Below are 19861 nucleotides of genomic sequence, written 5' to 3'. Positions count from 1 at the left end.
AAAATGTATGAATACTTCTCTTTTTAAGCAAGAAAGGCAAAAGTATATTCCTAAGTTGCCAAATATTTTAAAAAAAGATTTTAATAATATTAGTTTGGTTTATGGAGAAAAGACCGAAGCAATTCAAGATAGACAGGCTTTAAAGGAATTTTTTAAGAATACTTATGGTTTGCCAATTATAAGTTTTACCGAGGGAAAATCTAGTTTATCTTTTTCAAAAGCTTTAAATATTGGAATTATTCTTTCTGGAGGGCCTGCTCCTGGGGGGCATAATGTTATATCTGGCGTTTTTGATGCAATAAAAAAATTTAATGCAAATTCAAAGATTTTTGGGTTTAAAGGGGGCCCTTTAGGCCTTTTAGAGAATGACAAAATTGAACTTACTGAGGGCTTAGTAAATTCCTACAGAAATACTGGGGGTTTTGATATTGTATCTTCTGGGAGAACAAAAATAGAAACCGAAGAACATTATAAGAAAGCTTTATTTGTTGCCAAAGAAAATAATCTTAATGCAATTATTATTATTGGTGGTGATGATTCAAATACAAATGCTGCTATTCTTGCTGAGTATTTCAAAAAGAAAGGAGAGAATATTCAAGTTATTGGAGTTCCAAAGACAATTGATGCGGATCTTAAAAATGATCATATTGAAATTTCATTTGGGTTTGATTCTGCTACAAAAATTTATTCTGAGATGATAGGCAATTTATGTCGAGATGCCATGTCAACTAAAAAATATTGGCATTTTGTCAAGCTTATGGGCAGGAGTGCATCTCATGTTGCTTTGGAATGTGCTTTAAAAACCCATCCAAACATTTGCATTGTGTCTGAAGAGGTTTTGGCTAAAAAGAAAACTTTATCTGAGATTGTTGATGAAATTGTTTTTGTTATCTTAAAGAGATCTTTAAATGGGGATAATTTTGGAATAGTTATAGTTCCTGAAGGTCTGATTGAATTTATTCCAGAAGTTAAGTCTTTAATGGTTGAATTATGTGATATTTTTGATAAAAATGAAGGTGAGTTTAAGGGGCTTAATATTGAAGGAATGAAAGAAGTTTTTGTTGCTAAGCTTGGTGATTATATGAAGAGAGTTTATTTATCTTTGCCTTTGTTTATTCAATTTGAACTTGTAAATTCAATTTTGGAAAGGGATCCTCATGGGAATTTTAATGTTTCAAGAGTTCCTACTGAAAAATTGTTGATTGAAATGGTTCAATCAAGATTAAGTGAGTTGAAAAAAAAGGGAGAATATAAGGGAAGTTTTACTCCAGTTGATCATTTTTTTGGCTATGAAGGCAGAAGCGCTTTTCCTTCTAATTTTGATAGTGATTATTGTTATAGCTTAGGGTATAATGCCGTTGTTCTTATTTTAAATGGTCTTACAGGCTATATGTCTTGTATAAAAAATTTAAATTTAAAGCCAACAGATTGGATTGCAGGAGGAGTGCCTCTAACAATGTTGATGAACATGGAAGAAAGGTATGGAGAGAAAAAGCCTGTTATAAAAAAAGCTCTAGTTGATTTAGAAGGAAGGCCATTTAAAGAGTTTGCTAAAAATCGTGATAAGTGGGCTTTGAATAATTTATATTTATGTCCAGGTCCTGTGCAATATTTTGGTTCTTCTGAGATTGTTGATGAAATAACTGAGACTTTAAAGTTAGAATTATTAAAGTGAAAGTTTATGCTTATTAGAAGCTTGTTGTTATTTTTTAGTGTTTTGAATGTTTATTCAAATTCACTTGATTATTTCAAGCCGAATTTTAATTATTTAAATTTGAGTATTGCTAAAAGTTTGCCATTGCAAGACAAATCGACTTCCAGTGGCAATTTTGTTTCTCATAAAAAAAATAATAATATGTCTGTTGCTGATAATGACGATTCTTTTCTTTATAAAAATATTCAAGAAAATAAAGCTTTAAATCTTGAGAATGATCTTGAGTCAAAATCAGCAAAAGATTTGTTTAGGTTTTCAGCTATTAGTATTGGCTCTTTTCCAATAGTTTTATTTTTGAGTTTGTTTTTTTTTGATGTTGGGTACTATTTTTATAGCGGAATGAATTCAAATTATGTTCCATATCCTTTTTCAAATGGTCCTAGTTTTTCAAAAGATGAGATTTATAAAAAATTTATTGTTTCAGCTTCCATTGGAGCAATAGTTGCATTAACTATTGCTTTGATTGATTATTTTCTTTAAATATGATAAGGCTTAAGAAAGAATTTACCGTTAAAGAAAATGCTTTAAGATTGGATCTTTACCTATCAAGCAATTTGGAAGTTTTTACTAGAAGTCAGATCAAAAGAAGAAATGTAGAAGCGTTTAAAAAGAGTAATGGAAAATTTTTGAAGATAAAATTGTCCAAGCCTGTTTTTAAAGATGATGAAATACTAATTGAATTTGACGAGGAGGGTAGTCAAATTGATTACCTTAGGCCTAGTAATATCCCTATTACTATAATTTATGAAGATTCTAATGTTATTGTTTTGAATAAACCACAAGGAATTTTGAGTCATCCTGGAATATCGCATTGGGACGATACTGTTGTGAATTTTCTTTTATACCATATAAAAAGCTTGAAAATTAATTTTAATGAAGAAAAAATTAGACCTGGAATTGTTCACAGATTAGATAAAGATACCTCTGGGGTTCTAATTTGTGCAAAAAACATTAATACTTTAAGATTTTTAGCTCAGCAATTTAAAGATAAAAGGACAAATAAAGTTTACATTGCAATTGTTAAGGGTAATTTTAATAGTTTTTTTGGAAGCATTGAATCTTTTATAGATAGAGATAAACGCAATAGGAAAAAATTTAGTGTTTCTAAAGATAGAGGTAAAAAGGCATTAACAGAATATAAATTGTTGCTTAATTTTGGGGAATATTCTCTTTTAGCTTTAAAGCCTAAAACTGGCCGTACTCATCAATTGAGAGTTCATATGAGATATCTTAATTTTCCAATATTGGGAGATGAGGTTTATGGTAGGGTAGAAGGCAGTTTTAAAAAAATCACGCTGATGCTTCATTCTTATAAGCTTGAAATTGATATTGGAAAACATTCTTTTAGGAAATTCATTTCTGAATTTCCTAAAAGATTTGTTATTTTTTTGTCAAATTTTTATAAGAGCGATGAATTGAATTTAATTATTGATAATTTGGTTCTCTTCTTAAGAGATTTTTAATTTGAAATTTCTTGTTTTAATGAGATTGGGTCAGTTATTATTTTGCCCCCAGTGATTTCATTAGTGTTAATAACAGTAATGAAACAATTTGGATCAACTTTTTGTGATATATATTTAATTCTTGATAAACGCATTATTGGAACTACTATAAATACTATAGTTTTTTCTGTTCCCGCCCAAGCTCCTTTCCCGTCTATTAATGTGGCAGCTAATTTTAACTTGTTTGTAAGAAGATAAGCAATTTCTTTTCCTTTATCTGAAATGATTAATATCGCTTTTTGATTGCCAAATCCAGTGCTTGTTTTATCTGTCATGATAGATGTTACAAATGATGCTATTAGTGTATAAAGGGCGATTTCAATATTAAAGAAAAAGGTTGCAAGTATTAATACCACCAGATTAACTATGAAGTTTGTTGTTCCAATACTAATTGAATATTTTTCTTTAATAATCATAGCAATTATATCTGATCCCCCTGAAGATCCTTTGCCCTTAAATATTAGCCCAAGCCCAAGTCCAGAAATAAGTCCAGCTAGTATTGATACAAGCATCATATCGTTAAGATGTATTTTATTTTGTAAAAATTGGGAGTAGTTTATGATAATAGAATACAATCCCATTGAAATCCAACTTTGAATTATAAATGTTATGTTTAAAAATTTTATTCCAATAAGAAATAATGGTATGTTTAATGCAAATATTGTCCATCCCAAATTGAAGCTTAACAGGTAATGCAGCATTAATGAAATGCCCCCGATTCCTCCACTAAGAAGTCCATGAGGAATATACAAAACATTAGTGGAAATTGCCATTAGTGCAGAGCCTAAAGTTATTTGTATTGTGCTATCAAATATTAATTTGGGATTTTTGGCTATAGTCTTTAATTTTTTTATTAGAATTATTAATAATAGTTTGAGTTTTTTTTTAATTCTACGACAACGTATCTTTTTTTTCTTTTTCATCTTAACGCTAGATTTACTTTAAGTTAAAGCTAGTAATTTACTTGAATTCTATATTAATTTTGCAAAAAAAACAATTTTATTCACTTTTTTTATTTTTTTTGATATTATGTTCATGAAACTATGGCGATGAATTATGCAAGATTTGCAGTATTAATAGTTCTGCTTTTTTTTTATATTTGGTTTTTTATTATCCTTAGGATGAAAAGAACTAATCTGTTTTTGTTGGAAAAAATCCAAAATGGAGCAAAAATTTTGGATATTCGATCTCCCAAAGAATATAATAAATCTCATTATTTGAAATCAATTAACATTCCTTTTAATAATTTATTTGCTAAAAAGGATAAATTAGGCGATTTTGAGTCCCAAATAATTGTTTATGGTAAAAGTTTTAATAAGTCTTATGAGGCTAAAAAAGTTTTAAAAAGCATGGGATTTAAGAATGTGTTTGTGGCTGGTACCTTGAAAGACATGCCACAAACGAAAAAAAAAGAAGTTGGTTGATGGCTAAGATTATTGGGATATCTGGTGGTTCTGGAAGCGGAAAAACTACAGTTGTAAGCAAGATTAGTGAGTTTATTCCAGAATTTGTCCTTATTTCTCAAGATAATTACTATAAGAGTGTGGGTGATTATGAACATGAATTTTCTAAGGTAAATTTTGATCATCCGGATGCTTTTGATAATAATTTGTTTTATGAACATTTAAAAAATTTAAAAAAAAATAGTCCAATAGATATGCCCCTTTACGATTTTATTAATCATAAAAGACAGCTTAAAACGGTTTTGGTTGTTCCAACTCCTGTTGTTATTGTTGAGGGTATTATGATTTTTGTTGAAGAGAGAGTAAGAAATTTAATAGATCTTAAAATATATATTGACACTCCAAATGACATTAGATTTATTAGGCGTTTAAGAAGAGATATTTCAAAAAGAGGACGTACTGTAGAGTCGGTGATTAATCAGTATCTAAATACCACTAGATGGGGTTATTATAGATTTATTGAGCCTACCAAAGAATATGCTGATCTTATTATTCCTGAGGGAGGCCACAATGATAAAGCGCTTTATGTGCTTTCAACGTTTCTTAAGTCTTTAAGTAAAGAAGGATTAGATTTTACCTAAATTAATGATATTGGGTAATAATCTATTTCAATGTAAACAGTATTTGTCATTTTCACCCTTTCTCTTGCCTTGTTAACTAGTTTTTCAAGTAAGCTGTAGGATTTTGACAAGTATATTATATTGTATCTGTAATTTTTAGATATTTTCTTCATAATAGCTTCTGATGGGCCTAAGTGTTCAATTCCTTCTTGCAAAAATTCTTTAGATTTTTCAAAAAATTCCCAACATTTTTGTTTAACCGATTCTTCATTTTTGCCTCTAAATATTATTCTAATAATTTTGTTAAACGGGGGATAGTTCAATTTTTTTCGTATATCTAGTTCTTGTTCGTAAAATTGTTCATATTGGTTCTTATAAGCATATTTTATGGCATAATAGTTGGGATTTTTTGTTTGTATAATAATTGTGTTGTCATCTTTGAATCTTGCGGCTCTTCCCATAATCTGTGAGAGTGTTGTAAAAATTCTTTCGCTACTTCTAAAATCAGGCAGTCCCATTCCAATGTCTGCGTTGATTATGCCTAGTGTTTTTATATTTTCAAAATTGAATCCTTTTGCGATGATTTGTGTTCCGATAAGTATGTCTATTTCTTGATTTTCGAACTTATTTATTGAATCTATATTTTCTATTTTTGTAATATCGGAATCTATTCTTGCAATTTTTGCATTTGGCAAAAATTTTTTTAATTCTTTTTCAACAAGTTGAATTCCATAGGTTTTGTATTTAATGTCTTTTGATTTGCATTGAGGGCAATGGCTTGCTATTTTTGTTTTATAACTACAATAGTGGCATAAAAGTTTATTTTCTTTTTTATGATAAATCAAGCCAAATGAGCAATTTGGGCAACAAATTGTATGCCCACATTCGTTGCATTCTAGATTTTTTAGATATCCTCTTTTATTGATGAAAATTAAAGATTGTCTTTTTTCCTTTAAACTTTTTTGTATACTGTATAATAACTCTGATGAAATTGTGCTAGGTTCTTTTTTCATATTTATTATTTTTATATCTTCTATTTTGCTTTGAGAGAATTTGTTTTGCATTATTATTTTTTTTATTTGGTTATTTTTCATTGCGTGGTATGCTTCAAGAGAAGGTGTTGCGCTTCCCATTACAAATTTAGCATTAAATTTTTTTTGTAAAAAAAATGATATATGTCTTGAGTGAAATCTTGGAATATTTTCAGATTTATATGTAGTTTCGTGTTCTTCATCCATAATTATTAATTTCAATTTGGTGAAAGGTAGCATTAGAACGCTTTTAATGCCAACTACAACCAGGCTTTCTCCATTTTTGACTTTATTCCATATTAAATTTTTATTAGAATTTGGGACTTTAGAGTTATATTCATAAATTTTATGGTGCATATTTAATGCGTATTTTATTCTTTTTATTATTTGATATCCCAATGATATTTCAGGAATCAAAAAAAGTACTTGTTGTTCTAGTTCTAAATAGTATTCACACAATTTGATAAATATTTCAGTTTTTCCAGATCCAGGTATTCCAAAAAGGTAAAAAATATTAGTTTTTTCTGACCCGATAATTTCCTTGTAAATATTTTGTTGTTCGCTATTTAGCTGAAGGCATTTTTTATGATCTGGATGCTCATTTATTAAAGATAATGTTTGATTTTTTTTAGCTTTTGAATTTTTGGGCAACCCAAAGAATAAAGTTTCACCAAATCCCGAAAATGTTTTTTTGCTAATCCAATGTGCTAAATTAATGTTATGCTCTGTTATTACTTTGGTTGTATCTATTATTTTAATAATTTCTTTTATTTTGAATTCAAATTTTTCATTAAATTCGTTTTCAAAATATTTTTTAATAATTATTCCAATTTTATTGGAGCCATTAAAATTAACCATTACTCTTATTCCAATTTCTAGATTTAAGTTAAATCTGTAAAAAAAAAGTTTATTTAAAGGAATATTTATTGCGATTTCATAGTAATAAGTTGAATTATAATGATCAACCATATTTTATTATGCCTTTTATTATTTTTAAATCTTGCCATATTTCTTTTTTTAATTCTGGATTTTTTATTTGATTTGCAGGAAGATATGTAAAAACCAATGGAATTCCTTTAAATCTTAGCTCTATTCCTCTTACAATTTGAATTCTTAGCGGTTGATTTAAGAAAAAATCTATTTCTTCGCAAGATAAAATTGCTTTAGGATTTTTGTTGCTGATTTCTAAGTTAAGTGATTCAATAGTATCTATTATTTTATAATTGTGTATATTTATGCTTTTGCACCATTTTGTTATAATATCCTTTGAGGGTTCGTTGAGATAGGTTTTGTTTACATATATTATGATGTGATCGTTAATACTTTTTTCTTGTAAGCTATTATTTAACAATACTTTTGTTGAATTTTTGTTTTCTAGAGGTAATTTTGTAGGTTCTTTATTATTTTCGTTTTTTTGATAAATTTTAGTGGTTTTAGCTTTTTCTATTTTTTGTTTAATTTCATTGTCTATTTTTTCAAAATTTTCTGTAATTTTGCCTTCGATATTATTTGTCAATATTTTAAGTAAAAAAAGTTTTTTAGTTAAAATGCTATTATTCATAGTAAACTCTGTCTAAAAATAAAGCATTTGCAGGTGCAGTTGTTCTTGCAAGGTTTCTATTTTTTGATTTTAGTATTGTTTCAAAAGTAGAAATTGATTCTTTTTTTATTTCAATGTCCAGCATTGTGCCTATTATTGATCTTACCATTTTCCACAAAAAAGAAGATCCTATTATTTCAAAAATAATATATTTTCCTCTTTTTTTAAATTTGGCAAAATGTATATGCCTAAATTTAGATTTGCTTTCATCTTTTATGCATGAAAATGTGGTAAAATCATGGTTTCCAATCAATGTTTTAGCCATTTGGTTCAAGTTGTTTATGTTTAGTTTTTTATTTACATAGTGAGCTTGATAACCTTCCCAGGGATAGTAGTTGTTGCTGTTTAATATAAAATAGCTATATTTTCTTTTTTGAGCGCTAAAACGTGGATGAAATGAATTTTTCACATACTTGAGCTTTAGTATTTTTATGCTGTTTTTTGATAATATTGCATTTAAAGCTTTTTTTAGATTGTTTAGTCGAATATTAATACTTATATCAAAAGTTATTATTTGCCTTTTTGCGTGAACGCCCTTATCTGTTCTTCCAGATGAATGAATTTTTACTTTTTTTTTGTTAATTTTCATTAGAGCTTTTTCAATTTCTCCTTGAACTGTAGGCTTTGTTGGTTGTATTTGAAATCCATGGTATATAGATCCGTCGTAAGCAATTTCAGCTAATATTTTTTTCATTTATTTAAGATTTTTCATTTCCTTTGATATTTTAAAGTAAACTTCTTTGATTTTATCTAAAAGTATTGAAGGTTTTTCTTTTGAAAATTTACCCATGCCCGCTATTTTAGAAAGAGTGGTTTTTATGTCATTTAATTGTTTATATCTGTATTCTTTATTGTCTTTATTTCCATAAAAGTATTCTAGAAGACCTGATAAGTATAGTACACTGTCATAGCCATAATTTTTGTCTGTATCTGGGCCAAATATGGTTGATGCGCTAACAGGTTCTGAATTGTCTTTATCTTTTTCAATAACTAGTTTATAAAGATATGCAGCTTTGTGGTAAAATATTTTTTGAAGATAATTATAGTTTTTATTTGGCTCTTCTTTTTCGAGGTCTTCAAATGTCCAAGCGGCTCTTATTGCTGATTTTGCTTGATTTAACGTGGGGTTATAATTTTTTTCCAGATGCTCATAGCATAGCATGGCAAGAATATAACTTGCAGCTCCTTCTTTTAATGTTCTGGGTTTGCTGAAGTTTATCATGTTATCAAAAATCACATTTATTTTTTTTCTTTCGGATTTTTTATTTTGCAAAATTTCTTTCTTGTTTTTGGGGATTGAATTAAATTCGCTTGGGAATGCTGCAAAGTAACATTTTGGGCATACTGTTATAGAATATATTCTAGGATAAATGTTGCCATATTTGTCGTTTTTTATATACTCTCTTTTTAGATCAATTTTTAACTCTCCAGCTATTAATCTACTGCTTCCAGTCAAAAATTCTTCTTTTTGAAATTTAAAAGAGCACAAAGGACATTCAATTTTTTCTTTTGTAAAATATGATATTTTTTTCATGAATTAATTTTCTACTATTACAAATGCAATAGCGTACTCCTTTTCATGGGATATTGTTAGGTATAGCTTTAAATTCATTTTTATTGCAATTTTTTCAATTTCATTATGCAAACAAAACTCGGCATTTCCTTTTAAAGATTTTATTACCTCAATATCTTTAAGAGTATAATTTATTTTATATTGCAACAGCGGACTTAATGCTTTAATTAAAGATTCTTTAGCTGCAAATTTTCCAGCTAAACTTTCTATAATGCTGCCCCCTTTTAATTTAAAATTTTCAATTTCTTTATGTGTAAAGAACCTCTCCATTTTTTTTTTATTTTCTAAAAAATTTTTAAATCTTTCTACTTTTATTATATCACATCCTATTGACTTCATGGTTTAATCTCTGAGCTTTCAATTATTTCTAGTTTTATTTTTTTGGGTTCATAATCATATATTTCTGTTTCATTGATATTCTCTTTAAGAATTATATTTGTAGCAATGTTATAAATTCCGGGAGTTTTTATATCTGCTAAATCAAAAGCAAGGCTTATATTTTGATTGTTTATGTGAGCTTTAATTTGTTTTTCAGAAAGTCTTGTTTTTATTTTTACAAACATTTTATTTTCTGGGTTTATTATTTTTTCTTTATCTTTAATTTCAAGGCCATTTTTAAGATTGTTAAAAATAAGATTAGGAGATTTTATTGTTGTGTTTGAATATTTTTTGTTTAAATAAATATTGACTACCACATGACTTTTTTCAAACATAACTAGAGGATTTGGTGGAACTACTTCAAGATAATCTGATACAAATAGAGTTCTTGTGTCAAACTCTTTTACGTTGGTTTGAATAGTGTTTATTTTTTTGAGTTCTTGTTCAGGTCCATATACTAATAAATTTTCAGGCAATATATTGTATTTTGCTATAAAATATTCTCCTCTGCTATCTTTTTCTATAAGTTTAAACTTGGGTTCTATTTTAACTAATTTAGAGACTTTGTTATCAAGATTTAGCAACACATTTGTTTTTGAAAGCTTATATTCTGCAATATGTATTGAGTTAAGATTTTTTATTTTTATTGGTAGCTTATAGTTTCCAGGAATCTTTATGTTTGATGCTTCAATAAATAATATTATTTTATTAAGATCAAGGTATTTTAAGTCATCTTTATTGACTTTTATTGTAATCTTGACTTTACTAAAGTCTGGCATTTTTCCAAGAGCTATTTGATCATTCAAGATAATTTTGAATTCTTTTTCAGTTGTTATTGATTCTATTTTATTAAAATTAAATGCTATAAACATTAGAATAGCTATTAAAATGGAAATAGCCTTGTTTTGCCAATCATCAAATAGCAACTTTATTATATTTATTATTTTTTTGCCTATTTTCATTATTTTACTCTATTAGCTCGAGATTTAACTTATTTCTAATTTCACTTAAGCTTAAATTGTATTCCAATTTTGCATTGATTGTAATAGAAATAGACCCAGTCTCTTCGGATGTTATTATTGTTATTGCATCAGAATTTTCAGAAATTCCAAGTCCTGCTCTATGCCTTGTCCCAAATGCTTTGCTAATAGAATCAACATTAGATAATGGTAAAAATGAGCCTGCGTATTTTAATTTATTTTTACTAATTATTATAGCTCCGTCGTGAAGAGGAGTTTCGCGTTCAAATAGTGATATTAGCAATTCACTAGATATTAATGCATCAATTTTAGTTCCTTTGTTTATTATTTGCTCTAACTGTATTTTTTTTTCAATGCATATCAGGCTACCAGATTTGTTTTCAGATAGGTGTTTGACTGCTTTTAGGATTTCAGAAATAACTTTTAAAGTTTCTTCTTTTTTATTTGAAAGCTTAAAGGCTAAATTGAAATTTCCAATTTGCATTATTATTTTCTTTATTTCTTGATTAAAAAGTATGACTATTGCTATTGGTAATATATTGGCTATATAATTTAACAGCCAACTAATGGTATAGAGATTTAAATAATATGAGATAATTCCTATAGAGATGATGATCAACATTCCTTTTAATAGATTTGTAGAATAAGAATTGATTACGTTTTTATATATGTAGTATACTAGGATACTAATTAAGCTTAGATCTAAAATTCTTGAAAAAGTATCTTTTATTTGATTTAAATCATTTATGTCTATCATAAATTTTCTACTCAATGTGAAAACACTGTACTTATTAACCTATATTAGTATAATATAAAATATATAAATAAGCACAGTTTGTAATTATTAAATTAAATTGTTTTTGAATTTATGAATAAAAGAGAAAATATTATAGCTTTAATATTTGATTTTGATAATACTCTTATTTATGGCAATATGCAGCAAGTATTGTTTGATGAGTATTGTGTTGATTCTTGTTCCTTTTGGAGAGAAGTTGAAGGTTTAGAGTATGTTTATAGGCAAAACGGTTATAATATAATTTCTAATGAAATGATATATTTGTCCCATTTTTTAACCTACGTAAGGGAAGGGTTTTTTGAAAATCTGGATAATAGAGTATTATTTAATTTGGGCGCTAAGTTAAGATTTTTTGAAGGGGTTATTAGTTTATTTGATGAGATAGCTGAAATAAATAAGAATTTGGAAAATAGTAATTCGCAGGTTAAAATTTACATTGTTTCAAGTGGGTTTAGACAAATGATTTTGGGAAGTAAAATTGCGCCTTATGTGAGTAAGGTGTGGGCATGTGAGTTTATAGATTCTTATTTGATGCCTTTTTACGAACTCAGAGATGATAAATTTTCTAAAAATAAGATTTTAAGTAGTGTTTGTTATTTTGTAGATCATACAATAAAAACTAGAGTTATTTTTGAAATCAATAAAGGGTCTTATGATAAGATTAATGAGAGAGTGCCAAAGAGTAAAAGACAAATTCCTTTTAAAAATATATTTTACATTGCAGATGGATTTAGCGATATTCCGGCATTTGAAATCTTAAATAATATTTTGAAACATTGTAGAAATACTTTAACAGTGTATCATGGAAATGATAAGAATGCAAAAAAATTGTTTTATGAGAATAGAGTTGGGGATTTTGCTGAGGCTAATTATAGTAAGGGTACTAAGTTGTATAATTGGATAATGGAGAAAATTTGCTTGAGCGTATGATTCATATAACTTGCTTTTGTTTAGTTGATAAAAGCAGTAAAAAAACGAAAAGAGGGAAATATGCTTAAAGATTTAAATACAAATCAAGGGCTAAAGCCTTGGAGAGTGGAATCTGTTTTTTATTGTATTGTCATAGTTTTAATATTTATTGGGGCTTTTAAAATAGCAGAAGCCGTATTTAAACCTTTGGCTATTTCCATAGTGTTGGGATTTTTAGTTTATCCCGTTTATACTTTTTTAGCAAGATTCAAAGTTCCAAAATTTTTAATAGTTTTTATTATATTTTTTTTATTATTTTCTTTTTCTTATTTGATTTTTAGTTTTGTTTATTACAGCGTTACTGTTTTAATGAAGCAATTGCCCTACTATCAAAATCAATTAGCATTTATCATGAAAGATGTGCTTAGTCGATATAAAGTTGATAGTTCTGTTATTAATGATATGAATTTTTCTGGTTACATATATCCGTTTTTAACAAGAGCTTATAATGAGATTATTGGATTTACAAGCAGCTTAGTAGTAGTATTTTTGTTGTTGTATTTTTTGCTTTCAGAAATACATGTTTTTGGAATGAAGCTTGATAAAGCTTTTAAAAAGCCAGTATCTACTAGATTTATTGGGGCCCTAGATACGATTAATAATCAAATTGGCAAATATTTGGGGATAAAAATTCTTGTGAGTTGTTTAACAGGCATTTTAGTGTTTATTGGATTAACCTTATTTGGGCAGGACTTTCCTCTTGTATGGGCAGTTCTTACTTTTGTTTTCAATTTTATTCCTAGCATTGGGTCTATATTAGCTGTGTTTTTTATTGTAATAACATCTTTAATTCAATTTTATCCAAATTTAAATATAGTGCTTTATATTTTTATATATAATACTTCTATTCAAATGTTGATTGGAAATATTCTTGAGCCAAAAATGCAGGGGAAAAGACTTGATATATCACCATTTTTGCTATTATGTTTTTTGTTTTTTTGGGGATGGCTTTGGGGTATTGTGGGTCTTTTAATATCTTATCCTTTTACTGTGATTATAAAGGTAATAGTTGACAATGTGAGTTGGCTTAAGTCTTTTTCTGTATTTTTAGGCGGTTCTGAGATTTTAAGTAATATTAGCCATATTTCGAGTAAAGGTAAGGAGATTTGATTTTGAAAAGAAAGGTTATGCTTACGGGAGATAGGCCTACTGGTGCTCTTCATTTAGGACACTATGTGGGATCTGTAGTAAATCGATTGAAATTTCAAGAAGAGTATGAAACATATTTTATTATAGCCGATTTACATACTTTGACTACAAAGCCTGACTTGAAGAGCATCAATACGATACCTTATAATGTTAGAGAAATGGTTTTAGATTATCTTGCTTGTGGAATTAATCCCGATAAGGTTAGTATATATCTGCAATCAGCTATTCCTGAGCTTTTTGAGCTTCATTTAATATTTTCAATGATTGTTACTGTTGCGCGCTTGCAAAGGATTCCAAGTATAAAAGATATGAGCATTGCGGCTGGACTTAAAGAGATTCCTTATGGCCTTTTGGGATATCCTGTTCTTATGAGCGCAGATATTTTGATGACAAAAGCAAATTTAGTCCCTGTTGGGCGTGATAATGAATCTCATATTGAATTTGCAAGAGAGCTTGCAAGAAAGTTTAACCATTTGTACGAAAATAATTTTTTCCCAATACCCGAATCTGTTTTCACAGATTCTCGTCCCTTGGTAGGTATTTATGGCAAAAATAAAATGAGTAAGAGTCTTAATAATGCAATTTTTTTAAACGATGATGAAAATTTGTTAGAAAAAAAAATTATGTCTATGTATACAGATCCAAATAGAATAAGAGCAGATATTCCTGGTAATGTTGAGGGTAATCCTGTTTTTATTTATCACGGCATTTTTAATAGTAATCATGAAGAAGTTGAAGATCTTAAGAATAGGTATAAGAAGGGTAAAGTAGGTGATGTTGAGGTTAAGAAAAAATTATTTTTAGCTTTGAATAGCTTTTTAAAGCCAATAAGGGATAAAAGAAGTTTTTATGAAGCCAAAAAAAAGGAGTACATTGATGAAATTATTTTTGACGGTACGAGCAAGGCGAGGTTTATTGCAAATAAAGTAGTAAAAGATGTTAAGGATTTAATAGGACTTTCAAAAACTTGGAATGGAATAAAATATAGTGCTGAGAAAAAATTAAAAAATGAAGAATGAAAATTATTGATTTTATGCTAGACTTATATTGGTGATTAACTTATTATTTAAATCAAACAATATTAATTATTAGGTAAGTTTGCCTTTTTTATCAATCTTTTGTTAAATTCTAGTAGTTTGAACAAAATGTTTCTTTTTGCATAAATAACTTCGCTAAGTACTCTTGTTACTGGTTCTGTCTTTGAAATTCTCATCCATAAGGTTGCAACAATTTCTTTATTAGTTTTTAACAATACCTTTAATCCTCCCGAAGAATCTCCTGTTCTAATCTTAGATTGTCTTTTGCCTTCATAGTTAATGATTTCATAATCAACTACTGATAATTCTTGAAATAACTTATTGCTTTTTATCTCTTTAATCAATAGATTTTCATAATTGCTTTTTAAAATTTCTTGATTTTCTATTTTTAGATTTGTTAAATTAGCTTTTTTGGATGATACTATTACATTGCTATAAAAATTTGTTGTATTTAAAATATCTTTTAAGTCGTACTTTTCTTTATAGTAGTTTTTAGATAATTTGCACCATATTTGGTAAAGTTCTTTCATTTTTAATAATTTTACGATACTAAGTAGAGTGGTAATTGGGTCTCTTACCCTTGAAGGATGGATTATGCAGCCCCCATTTGATCCCTCCCCTGAGATTTTTACAATCAATCCCTGGGCTCTTAAATCATCTGCCATTTCTGTTATATTGGCTTCTCCAACTTCTACTCTATAAACTTTTGCGTTGAAAAAATTTGCAATTTTTTCAATATTTAGAGATGTTGCATCATTGGTTACTATTGCTATGTTATTTTTTATTCCTATATAATAGAGATAGCTAAGCTCTGAAATTACTACAAGTGCAAATATTTTTTGTGCTTCGATGATATTTGCAGTGTTTGTGGCTTTATCTATAAACACTAGATTTCCCCTATCTCCATCACAATCTGGTACGTATCCTAGCTCAAAAGAATTGTCTTGTATATATTTATTTTGTAGCAACTTTTTACATTCATTTAAAGATTTTCCTTCAGGAATAATATTATGCTTAAAAATGCCTATTTCATCATTATATAATTCTACTTTCAATCCTAAAGATTCTATCAATTCTTTATCTATTGAATTAATTCTAGAGCTTCCGTTCATTTCTGCTATTATTCCAATTGGATTTTTTAGTATTCTTTTCTTTAAAATTTTGATATTTTTATTGTTAATGTAGTTTTCATATGTTATTTCATGTATTAATGCTTTATAAGCTTCATAAGATTGGTTTTTATTTTTTCTTTCTAATTTTATTATTTTATTATAATCTTCCAAATGGGATTTATCTTCATCAAATTTGTTTAGAGTGCTAATTAAATGGTTTATTAGCTTTTCATTTTGGCTATTGTTTTTAATTTGTTGTATTATTTCATGGGCTTTTGCAGAATTTAGTACGCCGCCATCGTTTAATCCTATTTTTATCCCATTGTATCCTGTTGGATTATGACTTGCAGAAATGTAAATAAATCCTTTTGAATCTTTGCTGTTTTTTGTATAAGCTAAAATTTCAGTTATTGGAAGTATTCCAAAAAACCTAATCTTTTCTTTGTTTGTTATTAATATTTTTATTGTTATTTCTGCAATAATGTTGCCAGTTGGTCTTGAGTCTAATCCCAATCCAATATGGGGCTTAGGTTCATTTTTAAAATAATTTGATATTGTGAAGATTATTAGTGCTATTAGTGCTTTATCTTCATTGTTTATTTCAGTTTCTGTTGAATCTTCATTTTTTGATATTGCAAAAATTTTTCTAAATCCTGAAGGAGAAAATATCATTTCATCAAAAGCTTTTTTAAAGTTTTTCATGTTAATTGAATATTGTTTAAGCATGTAAATTTCTTTTCATTGATATTCTAGCCATATTATTGCTATAATTAATGATCACTAATATTATTATACTTAAAAATTTATTTTTTTGCTTATATTAATAAGCTTTTTTAAGGATTTTGGTTTTAACTGATGAATGTTAAAGTTGATAGAATTTTTTCTGAAATGATACTTGAAAAACTTAATTCCGGTGAGATTTGTCCTAATACTTTTGAATCCATTAAATATTTTCCTTGCGATAACCATGAAAATATTTTTAATATTTCGGATAAAATATTGAGGTTTAAGTTCAACAAAGGCTTGGTTGAAAATAATTTAAAAAAATATTTTCATGATTTTTCTAAATTATTGCAATTAGAAGAAGGTGATTGTTATATTTTTTCTTCTTGTGATCTTGAAAATTTAGGTTTAATGCTTTTTCCGTACCTTTCTTTTGGAATCTTAAATGGGGGCTCTGCAACAAGTTATTTTGATTTAGCTAAAAATAGGGCGTTAAATGAAGATTTATATATGCTATATGAATCTAAAATACTTGAATTTAAAGAAAAATTTGGAGAATTTCCAAAGGGGATAACTCCAGCTTATATTAATAAAGACGGTAGTTTTGGATTTTCATTTTTGGCTTTGAAGATTAGGCATCTTTTAATGGTTGCTAAAAGATATGAATCTTTTTATGGCAAAATGATCAAGCCCTCAATATTTCAAATGACTAGTTGCAAAACGGATGAATTTATTTCAAAATTTTTGGATGATTTATTTGTAGATGATTTGATTAAAAGTGTAAATTTTTGTAATCTTAAAAAAGAAGATGTTTTTACAGCTGTTCAACCTTTAGTTTATTGTTATGAAAAACTGAATAGCTCTAATTATCAATATTTTACTCTTAAAGATAATAAAAATGCTAATTCTATTTTAGCTTTACCTGCCGGTCATGGTCAAAATTTTAAAATTTTAAAAGATATTTATTTGAAGCTTTATGAATCTGGGAAAAGATTTATATACATTGGCAATGTTGATAATATGGGCTTTACAATTAATTTTAAAGCACTTGCTGTAATGGCTTTGACTAATTGTTCTTCTGGGTTTGAATTTAGTTTTAAAAGCAAGGCGGATTTTAAGGGGGGGGTATTGGCAGTAAATGGTGAAAATCGTTTAACTTGTGTTGATATTGGTGGAGGGATTTCTTCAGAGATTGTACAAGAGTTTGAGAATAAGGGTAATAGACTGTTATTTAATTGTGCAACTGGACTTTTTAATTTAGATTATTTGATAAAAAATATTGATGAAATAATAGAAAAAATGCCCATTAGAATTATAGAGCAAGATAAAGAAATCGGTAAATATATTTCGGTTGAGCAAGTAACGTGGGAAGCGTTAAAATTAATGGAAAATCCATTAATTTTAACGGTTGATAGAAATAGAAGATTTCTTCCCGCAAAGTTATTTATTGATATGTTGCTTAATAGTAATATTGAAGATAGATGTGGATATTGTTGTAAGAATAGGGTTGATAATTCTGCTAAGAATTTTAGTGCTTTTTCCGATTTGTTATCAAAAGATTATGGTTTGCTTTGTGGGCTATATAAATGGACTTTTTGAAAACTTTATTTTTTTTATTTTTTAGCTTTTTTTGTTTAAATTTATTTGCGATAGAACCTTTACCAGAAATAGATTATGAATATTTTAACAAGGATAAATCAGATCTTGTAGATTTGATGAAATTTTTAGGCGAATTAGATTTTCAAACCATTTTAAAAGATAGAAACCTATTTATTGGAATTAGAAATTTAACAAATTTTAAGAATGTTCAAGAGCTTAATACCGATGATATTAATAGAATAAAAAAGATTAATCCGATTGGTATAATTTTATTTAGAGAAAATTTAAAAGATGCTGAGCAGACAAAAGGATTAATTAGTGCAATAAAGAGTCATGTTGGACATGATATTTTTATTGCTATTGATGAGGAGGGGGGAATAGTTAGTAGAGCTAGTGAAAATAAAAAAATGGGGGTTTATAATTTTCCGGCCATGGAGCATGTAGGGGGTGTTAAGGATTTGCATCTTATTTATAAAATTGGCGAAGTTCTTGCTAAACAATTGCGTAGACTGGGTATTAATTTAAATATGGCTCCAGTTGCCGACATAAAATTTGCACCCCATACTCCTTTACTAAATAGGACATTTGGAGGAGATTCTGCTTATAATATTGGACTTATGGTAGAAGCTTTTATTGGTGGTATGCAGAATCATGGAGTATTTTCGGCAATCAAACATTTTCCTGGATTAGGGGGAACAACCATAGATACACATAAATATTTACCATTTTTGCCTTACAGTAAAAGCTTTTTAATGTTAAATAATTTTGTTCCATTTGTTTTTGGTAGAGCTGCTAAATTTATTATGATTGGCCATGTAAATGTTCCTAAAATTTCTAAAGATATAACCAGTATGTCTAAAAGTATTGTTAATATTATAAGAGAAAATTTAAATATTACTAGCCTTATGATAACAGATTCTTATGATATGGGAGCAATTACAAGAAGTTTTTCTAATATTGAAAATGCTATTAAAAAGTCTCTAAGTTCGGGTGTCAATATAGTCCTTATTCCTTAGTGAAATTGTTTGAAGATTTGTTTTTGATCTTTTGCAATGTCACTAAGGAATAGGGACTATATTAATCTCTTTTCTTCTTAGAATTTTAAAAAAAGAAGGAAGGTGTTTAAAATTTTTTATGGTATAAATATAGAAATTCCTAGATCTAAAAGAATAAATTCTTTAAAAGAGGTTGATAATTTATAGTAAATACTATAGTTGTTGGGCATGAAATCAATTTCAAATTTGAAGGTAATTAGGGGAAGAATTGGATAGAGGAATGCATTAGTTGTTTTTCCTATGAATATAGCGGTTCTCAGAGTTAAATTGATTTGAGTTCCAATAAATAATTTTATGGCAAGTGTATCAGTTAAAATTGAATATTTAGCAATGTAAATAGTGAAAGCCAAATTGAAATAGGTATTTGAAATAAAATCTTTATTTGTTGGGATAGTAAAAAAATTTATGGGGCTGAATTGTATTTCAATCCATTCATTATAAGATGTTAATATTCCGATAAAGGGAATGTATTTATAGTTTTCATTGTAAAAGATGGGATTTATATAGTTATGATAAATTATTCCTATTTTTAAATTTTTTTTTATTATATCTTCTTTAGGAAATTCCCATCGAGAAGTAGTTAATTTATTTTGAAAACAAAATAAATTAATACTACATAT

Annotated in this window: 20 protein-coding genes; 10 read left to right on the top strand and 10 right to left on the bottom strand. The window is 27.6% G+C overall.

The features are described from left to right. Window positions 1–7: 7 nt before the first annotated feature. Genes HNQ06_RS03335 through HNQ06_RS03325 form a run of 3 tightly spaced genes read left to right on the top strand, consistent with a single transcriptional unit; the run spans window position 8 to window position 3177 of the window. Entirely contained in the window at window positions 8–1675 is a 1668-nt protein-coding gene (locus HNQ06_RS03335) for a diphosphate--fructose-6-phosphate 1-phosphotransferase (protein WP_184107535.1), read from the top strand. A 6-nt stretch (window positions 1676–1681) separates the two neighbouring features. After that, on the top strand, window positions 1682–2194 hold the full coding sequence (locus tag HNQ06_RS03330) for a hypothetical protein (protein WP_184107534.1): 513 nt from the start codon (window positions 1682–1684) through the stop codon (window positions 2192–2194). 2 nt (window positions 2195–2196) lie between these two features. Continuing rightward, complete coding sequence (locus HNQ06_RS03325; RefSeq protein ID WP_184107533.1) at window positions 2197–3177, top strand: RluA family pseudouridine synthase; 981 nt, start codon at window positions 2197–2199, stop codon at window positions 3175–3177. Here HNQ06_RS03325 and HNQ06_RS03320 read toward each other — a convergent pair. Further along, a complete protein-coding gene (locus tag HNQ06_RS03320; protein ID WP_184107532.1) occupies window positions 3174–4139 on the bottom strand; it encodes a YitT family protein in 966 nt (321 codons plus the stop codon). The genes HNQ06_RS03325 and HNQ06_RS03320 overlap by 4 nt on opposite strands. Window positions 4140–4265: 126 nt before the next feature. Here HNQ06_RS03320 and HNQ06_RS03315 point away from each other — a divergent pair, with 126 nt between their 5' ends. Together HNQ06_RS03315 and udk are read left to right on the top strand one after the other, a co-directional pair. Then, window positions 4266–4640, top strand: coding sequence for a rhodanese-like domain-containing protein (locus HNQ06_RS03315; RefSeq protein ID WP_184107531.1), 375 nt, complete (start codon window positions 4266–4268; stop codon window positions 4638–4640). Further along, window positions 4640–5260 (top strand): uridine kinase, encoded by a 621-nt coding sequence (udk, locus tag HNQ06_RS03310; protein WP_184107530.1) that lies wholly within the window; start codon window positions 4640–4642, stop codon window positions 5258–5260. Before HNQ06_RS03315 ends, udk begins: the two co-directional genes overlap by 1 nt. Here the strand turns inward: udk and priA are convergent. Genes priA through cdaA form a run of 7 tightly spaced genes read right to left on the bottom strand, consistent with a single transcriptional unit; the run spans window position 5257 to window position 11558 of the window. Next, complete coding sequence (gene priA, locus HNQ06_RS03305; protein ID WP_184107529.1) at window positions 5257–7239, bottom strand: replication restart helicase PriA; 1983 nt, start codon at window positions 7237–7239, stop codon at window positions 5257–5259. The two genes, udk and priA, sit on opposite strands and share 4 nt — an antisense overlap. Further along, window positions 7232–7831 carry a uracil-DNA glycosylase family protein gene (locus tag HNQ06_RS03300; RefSeq protein WP_184107528.1) on the bottom strand — a complete coding sequence of 200 codons (600 nt, stop codon included), beginning with the start codon at window positions 7829–7831 and terminating at the stop codon, window positions 7232–7234. The genes priA and HNQ06_RS03300 overlap by 8 nt, the downstream gene beginning before the upstream one ends. Then, a complete protein-coding gene (gene truA / locus HNQ06_RS03295) occupies window positions 7824–8564 on the bottom strand; it encodes a tRNA pseudouridine(38-40) synthase TruA (protein WP_184107527.1) in 741 nt (246 codons plus the stop codon). The genes HNQ06_RS03300 and truA overlap by 8 nt, the downstream gene beginning before the upstream one ends. Then, window positions 8565–9404 carry a DUF2225 domain-containing protein gene (locus tag HNQ06_RS03290; protein ID WP_184107526.1) on the bottom strand — a complete coding sequence of 280 codons (840 nt, stop codon included), beginning with the start codon at window positions 9402–9404 and terminating at the stop codon, window positions 8565–8567. It lies immediately after the preceding gene. 3 nt (window positions 9405–9407) lie between these two features. Beyond that, on the bottom strand, window positions 9408–9782 hold the full coding sequence (locus HNQ06_RS03285) for a holo-ACP synthase (RefSeq protein ID WP_184107525.1): 375 nt from the start codon (window positions 9780–9782) through the stop codon (window positions 9408–9410). After that, the gene (locus HNQ06_RS03280) at window positions 9779–10783 is read right to left on the bottom strand and encodes a YbbR-like domain-containing protein (RefSeq protein ID WP_184107524.1); all 1005 of its coding nucleotides are present in this window, start codon (window positions 10781–10783) and stop codon (window positions 9779–9781) included. Before HNQ06_RS03280 ends, HNQ06_RS03285 begins: the two co-directional genes overlap by 4 nt. 4 nt (window positions 10784–10787) lie before the next feature. Continuing rightward, on the bottom strand, window positions 10788–11558 hold the full coding sequence (gene cdaA / locus HNQ06_RS03275; protein ID WP_184107523.1) for a diadenylate cyclase CdaA: 771 nt from the start codon (window positions 11556–11558) through the stop codon (window positions 10788–10790). A gap of 111 nt (window positions 11559–11669) precedes the next feature. Here cdaA and HNQ06_RS03270 point away from each other — a divergent pair, with 111 nt between their 5' ends. Genes HNQ06_RS03270 through trpS form a run of 3 tightly spaced genes read left to right on the top strand, consistent with a single transcriptional unit; the run spans window position 11670 to window position 14734 of the window. Further along, on the top strand, window positions 11670–12527 hold the full coding sequence (locus tag HNQ06_RS03270; RefSeq protein ID WP_184107522.1) for an HAD family hydrolase: 858 nt from the start codon (window positions 11670–11672) through the stop codon (window positions 12525–12527). 60 nt (window positions 12528–12587) lie between these two features. Next, window positions 12588–13676, top strand: coding sequence for an AI-2E family transporter (locus HNQ06_RS03265; protein ID WP_184107521.1), 1089 nt, complete (start codon window positions 12588–12590; stop codon window positions 13674–13676). A gap of 2 nt (window positions 13677–13678) precedes the next feature. Further along, window positions 13679–14734: a tryptophan--tRNA ligase gene (trpS, locus tag HNQ06_RS03260; RefSeq protein ID WP_184107520.1), complete on the top strand. Its 1056-nt coding sequence runs from the start codon at window positions 13679–13681 to the stop codon at window positions 14732–14734. 62 nt (window positions 14735–14796) lie between these two features. Here the strand turns inward: trpS and HNQ06_RS03255 are convergent, their stop codons facing one another. Then, on the bottom strand, window positions 14797–16590 hold the full coding sequence (locus tag HNQ06_RS03255; RefSeq protein WP_184107519.1) for a phosphoglucomutase: 1794 nt from the start codon (window positions 16588–16590) through the stop codon (window positions 14797–14799). Window positions 16591–16719: 129 nt separating this feature from the next. Between HNQ06_RS03255 and HNQ06_RS03250 the strand changes: the two genes are divergently transcribed. Both HNQ06_RS03250 and HNQ06_RS03245 read left to right on the top strand, forming a co-directional pair. Next, the gene (locus HNQ06_RS03250; protein WP_184107518.1) at window positions 16720–18186 is read left to right on the top strand and encodes a UTP--glucose-1-phosphate uridylyltransferase; all 1467 of its coding nucleotides are present in this window, start codon (window positions 16720–16722) and stop codon (window positions 18184–18186) included. Next, complete coding sequence (locus HNQ06_RS03245) at window positions 18174–19202, top strand: glycoside hydrolase family 3 N-terminal domain-containing protein (RefSeq protein WP_184107517.1); 1029 nt, start codon at window positions 18174–18176, stop codon at window positions 19200–19202. The genes HNQ06_RS03250 and HNQ06_RS03245 overlap by 13 nt, the downstream gene beginning before the upstream one ends. Window positions 19203–19318: 116 nt before the next feature. Here the strand turns inward: HNQ06_RS03245 and HNQ06_RS03240 are convergent. Further along, the coding region (locus tag HNQ06_RS03240) for a hypothetical protein (protein WP_221415492.1) at window positions 19319–19861 on the bottom strand (543 nt) is incomplete at its 5' end.

Origin of the sequence: Borreliella lanei, assembly GCF_014205895.1 — a bacterium.
In the GTDB taxonomy this organism is placed as follows: domain Bacteria; phylum Spirochaetota; class Spirochaetia; order Borreliales; family Borreliaceae; genus Borreliella; species Borreliella lanei.
This window is presented reverse-complemented; position numbering and strand designations above follow the sequence as displayed.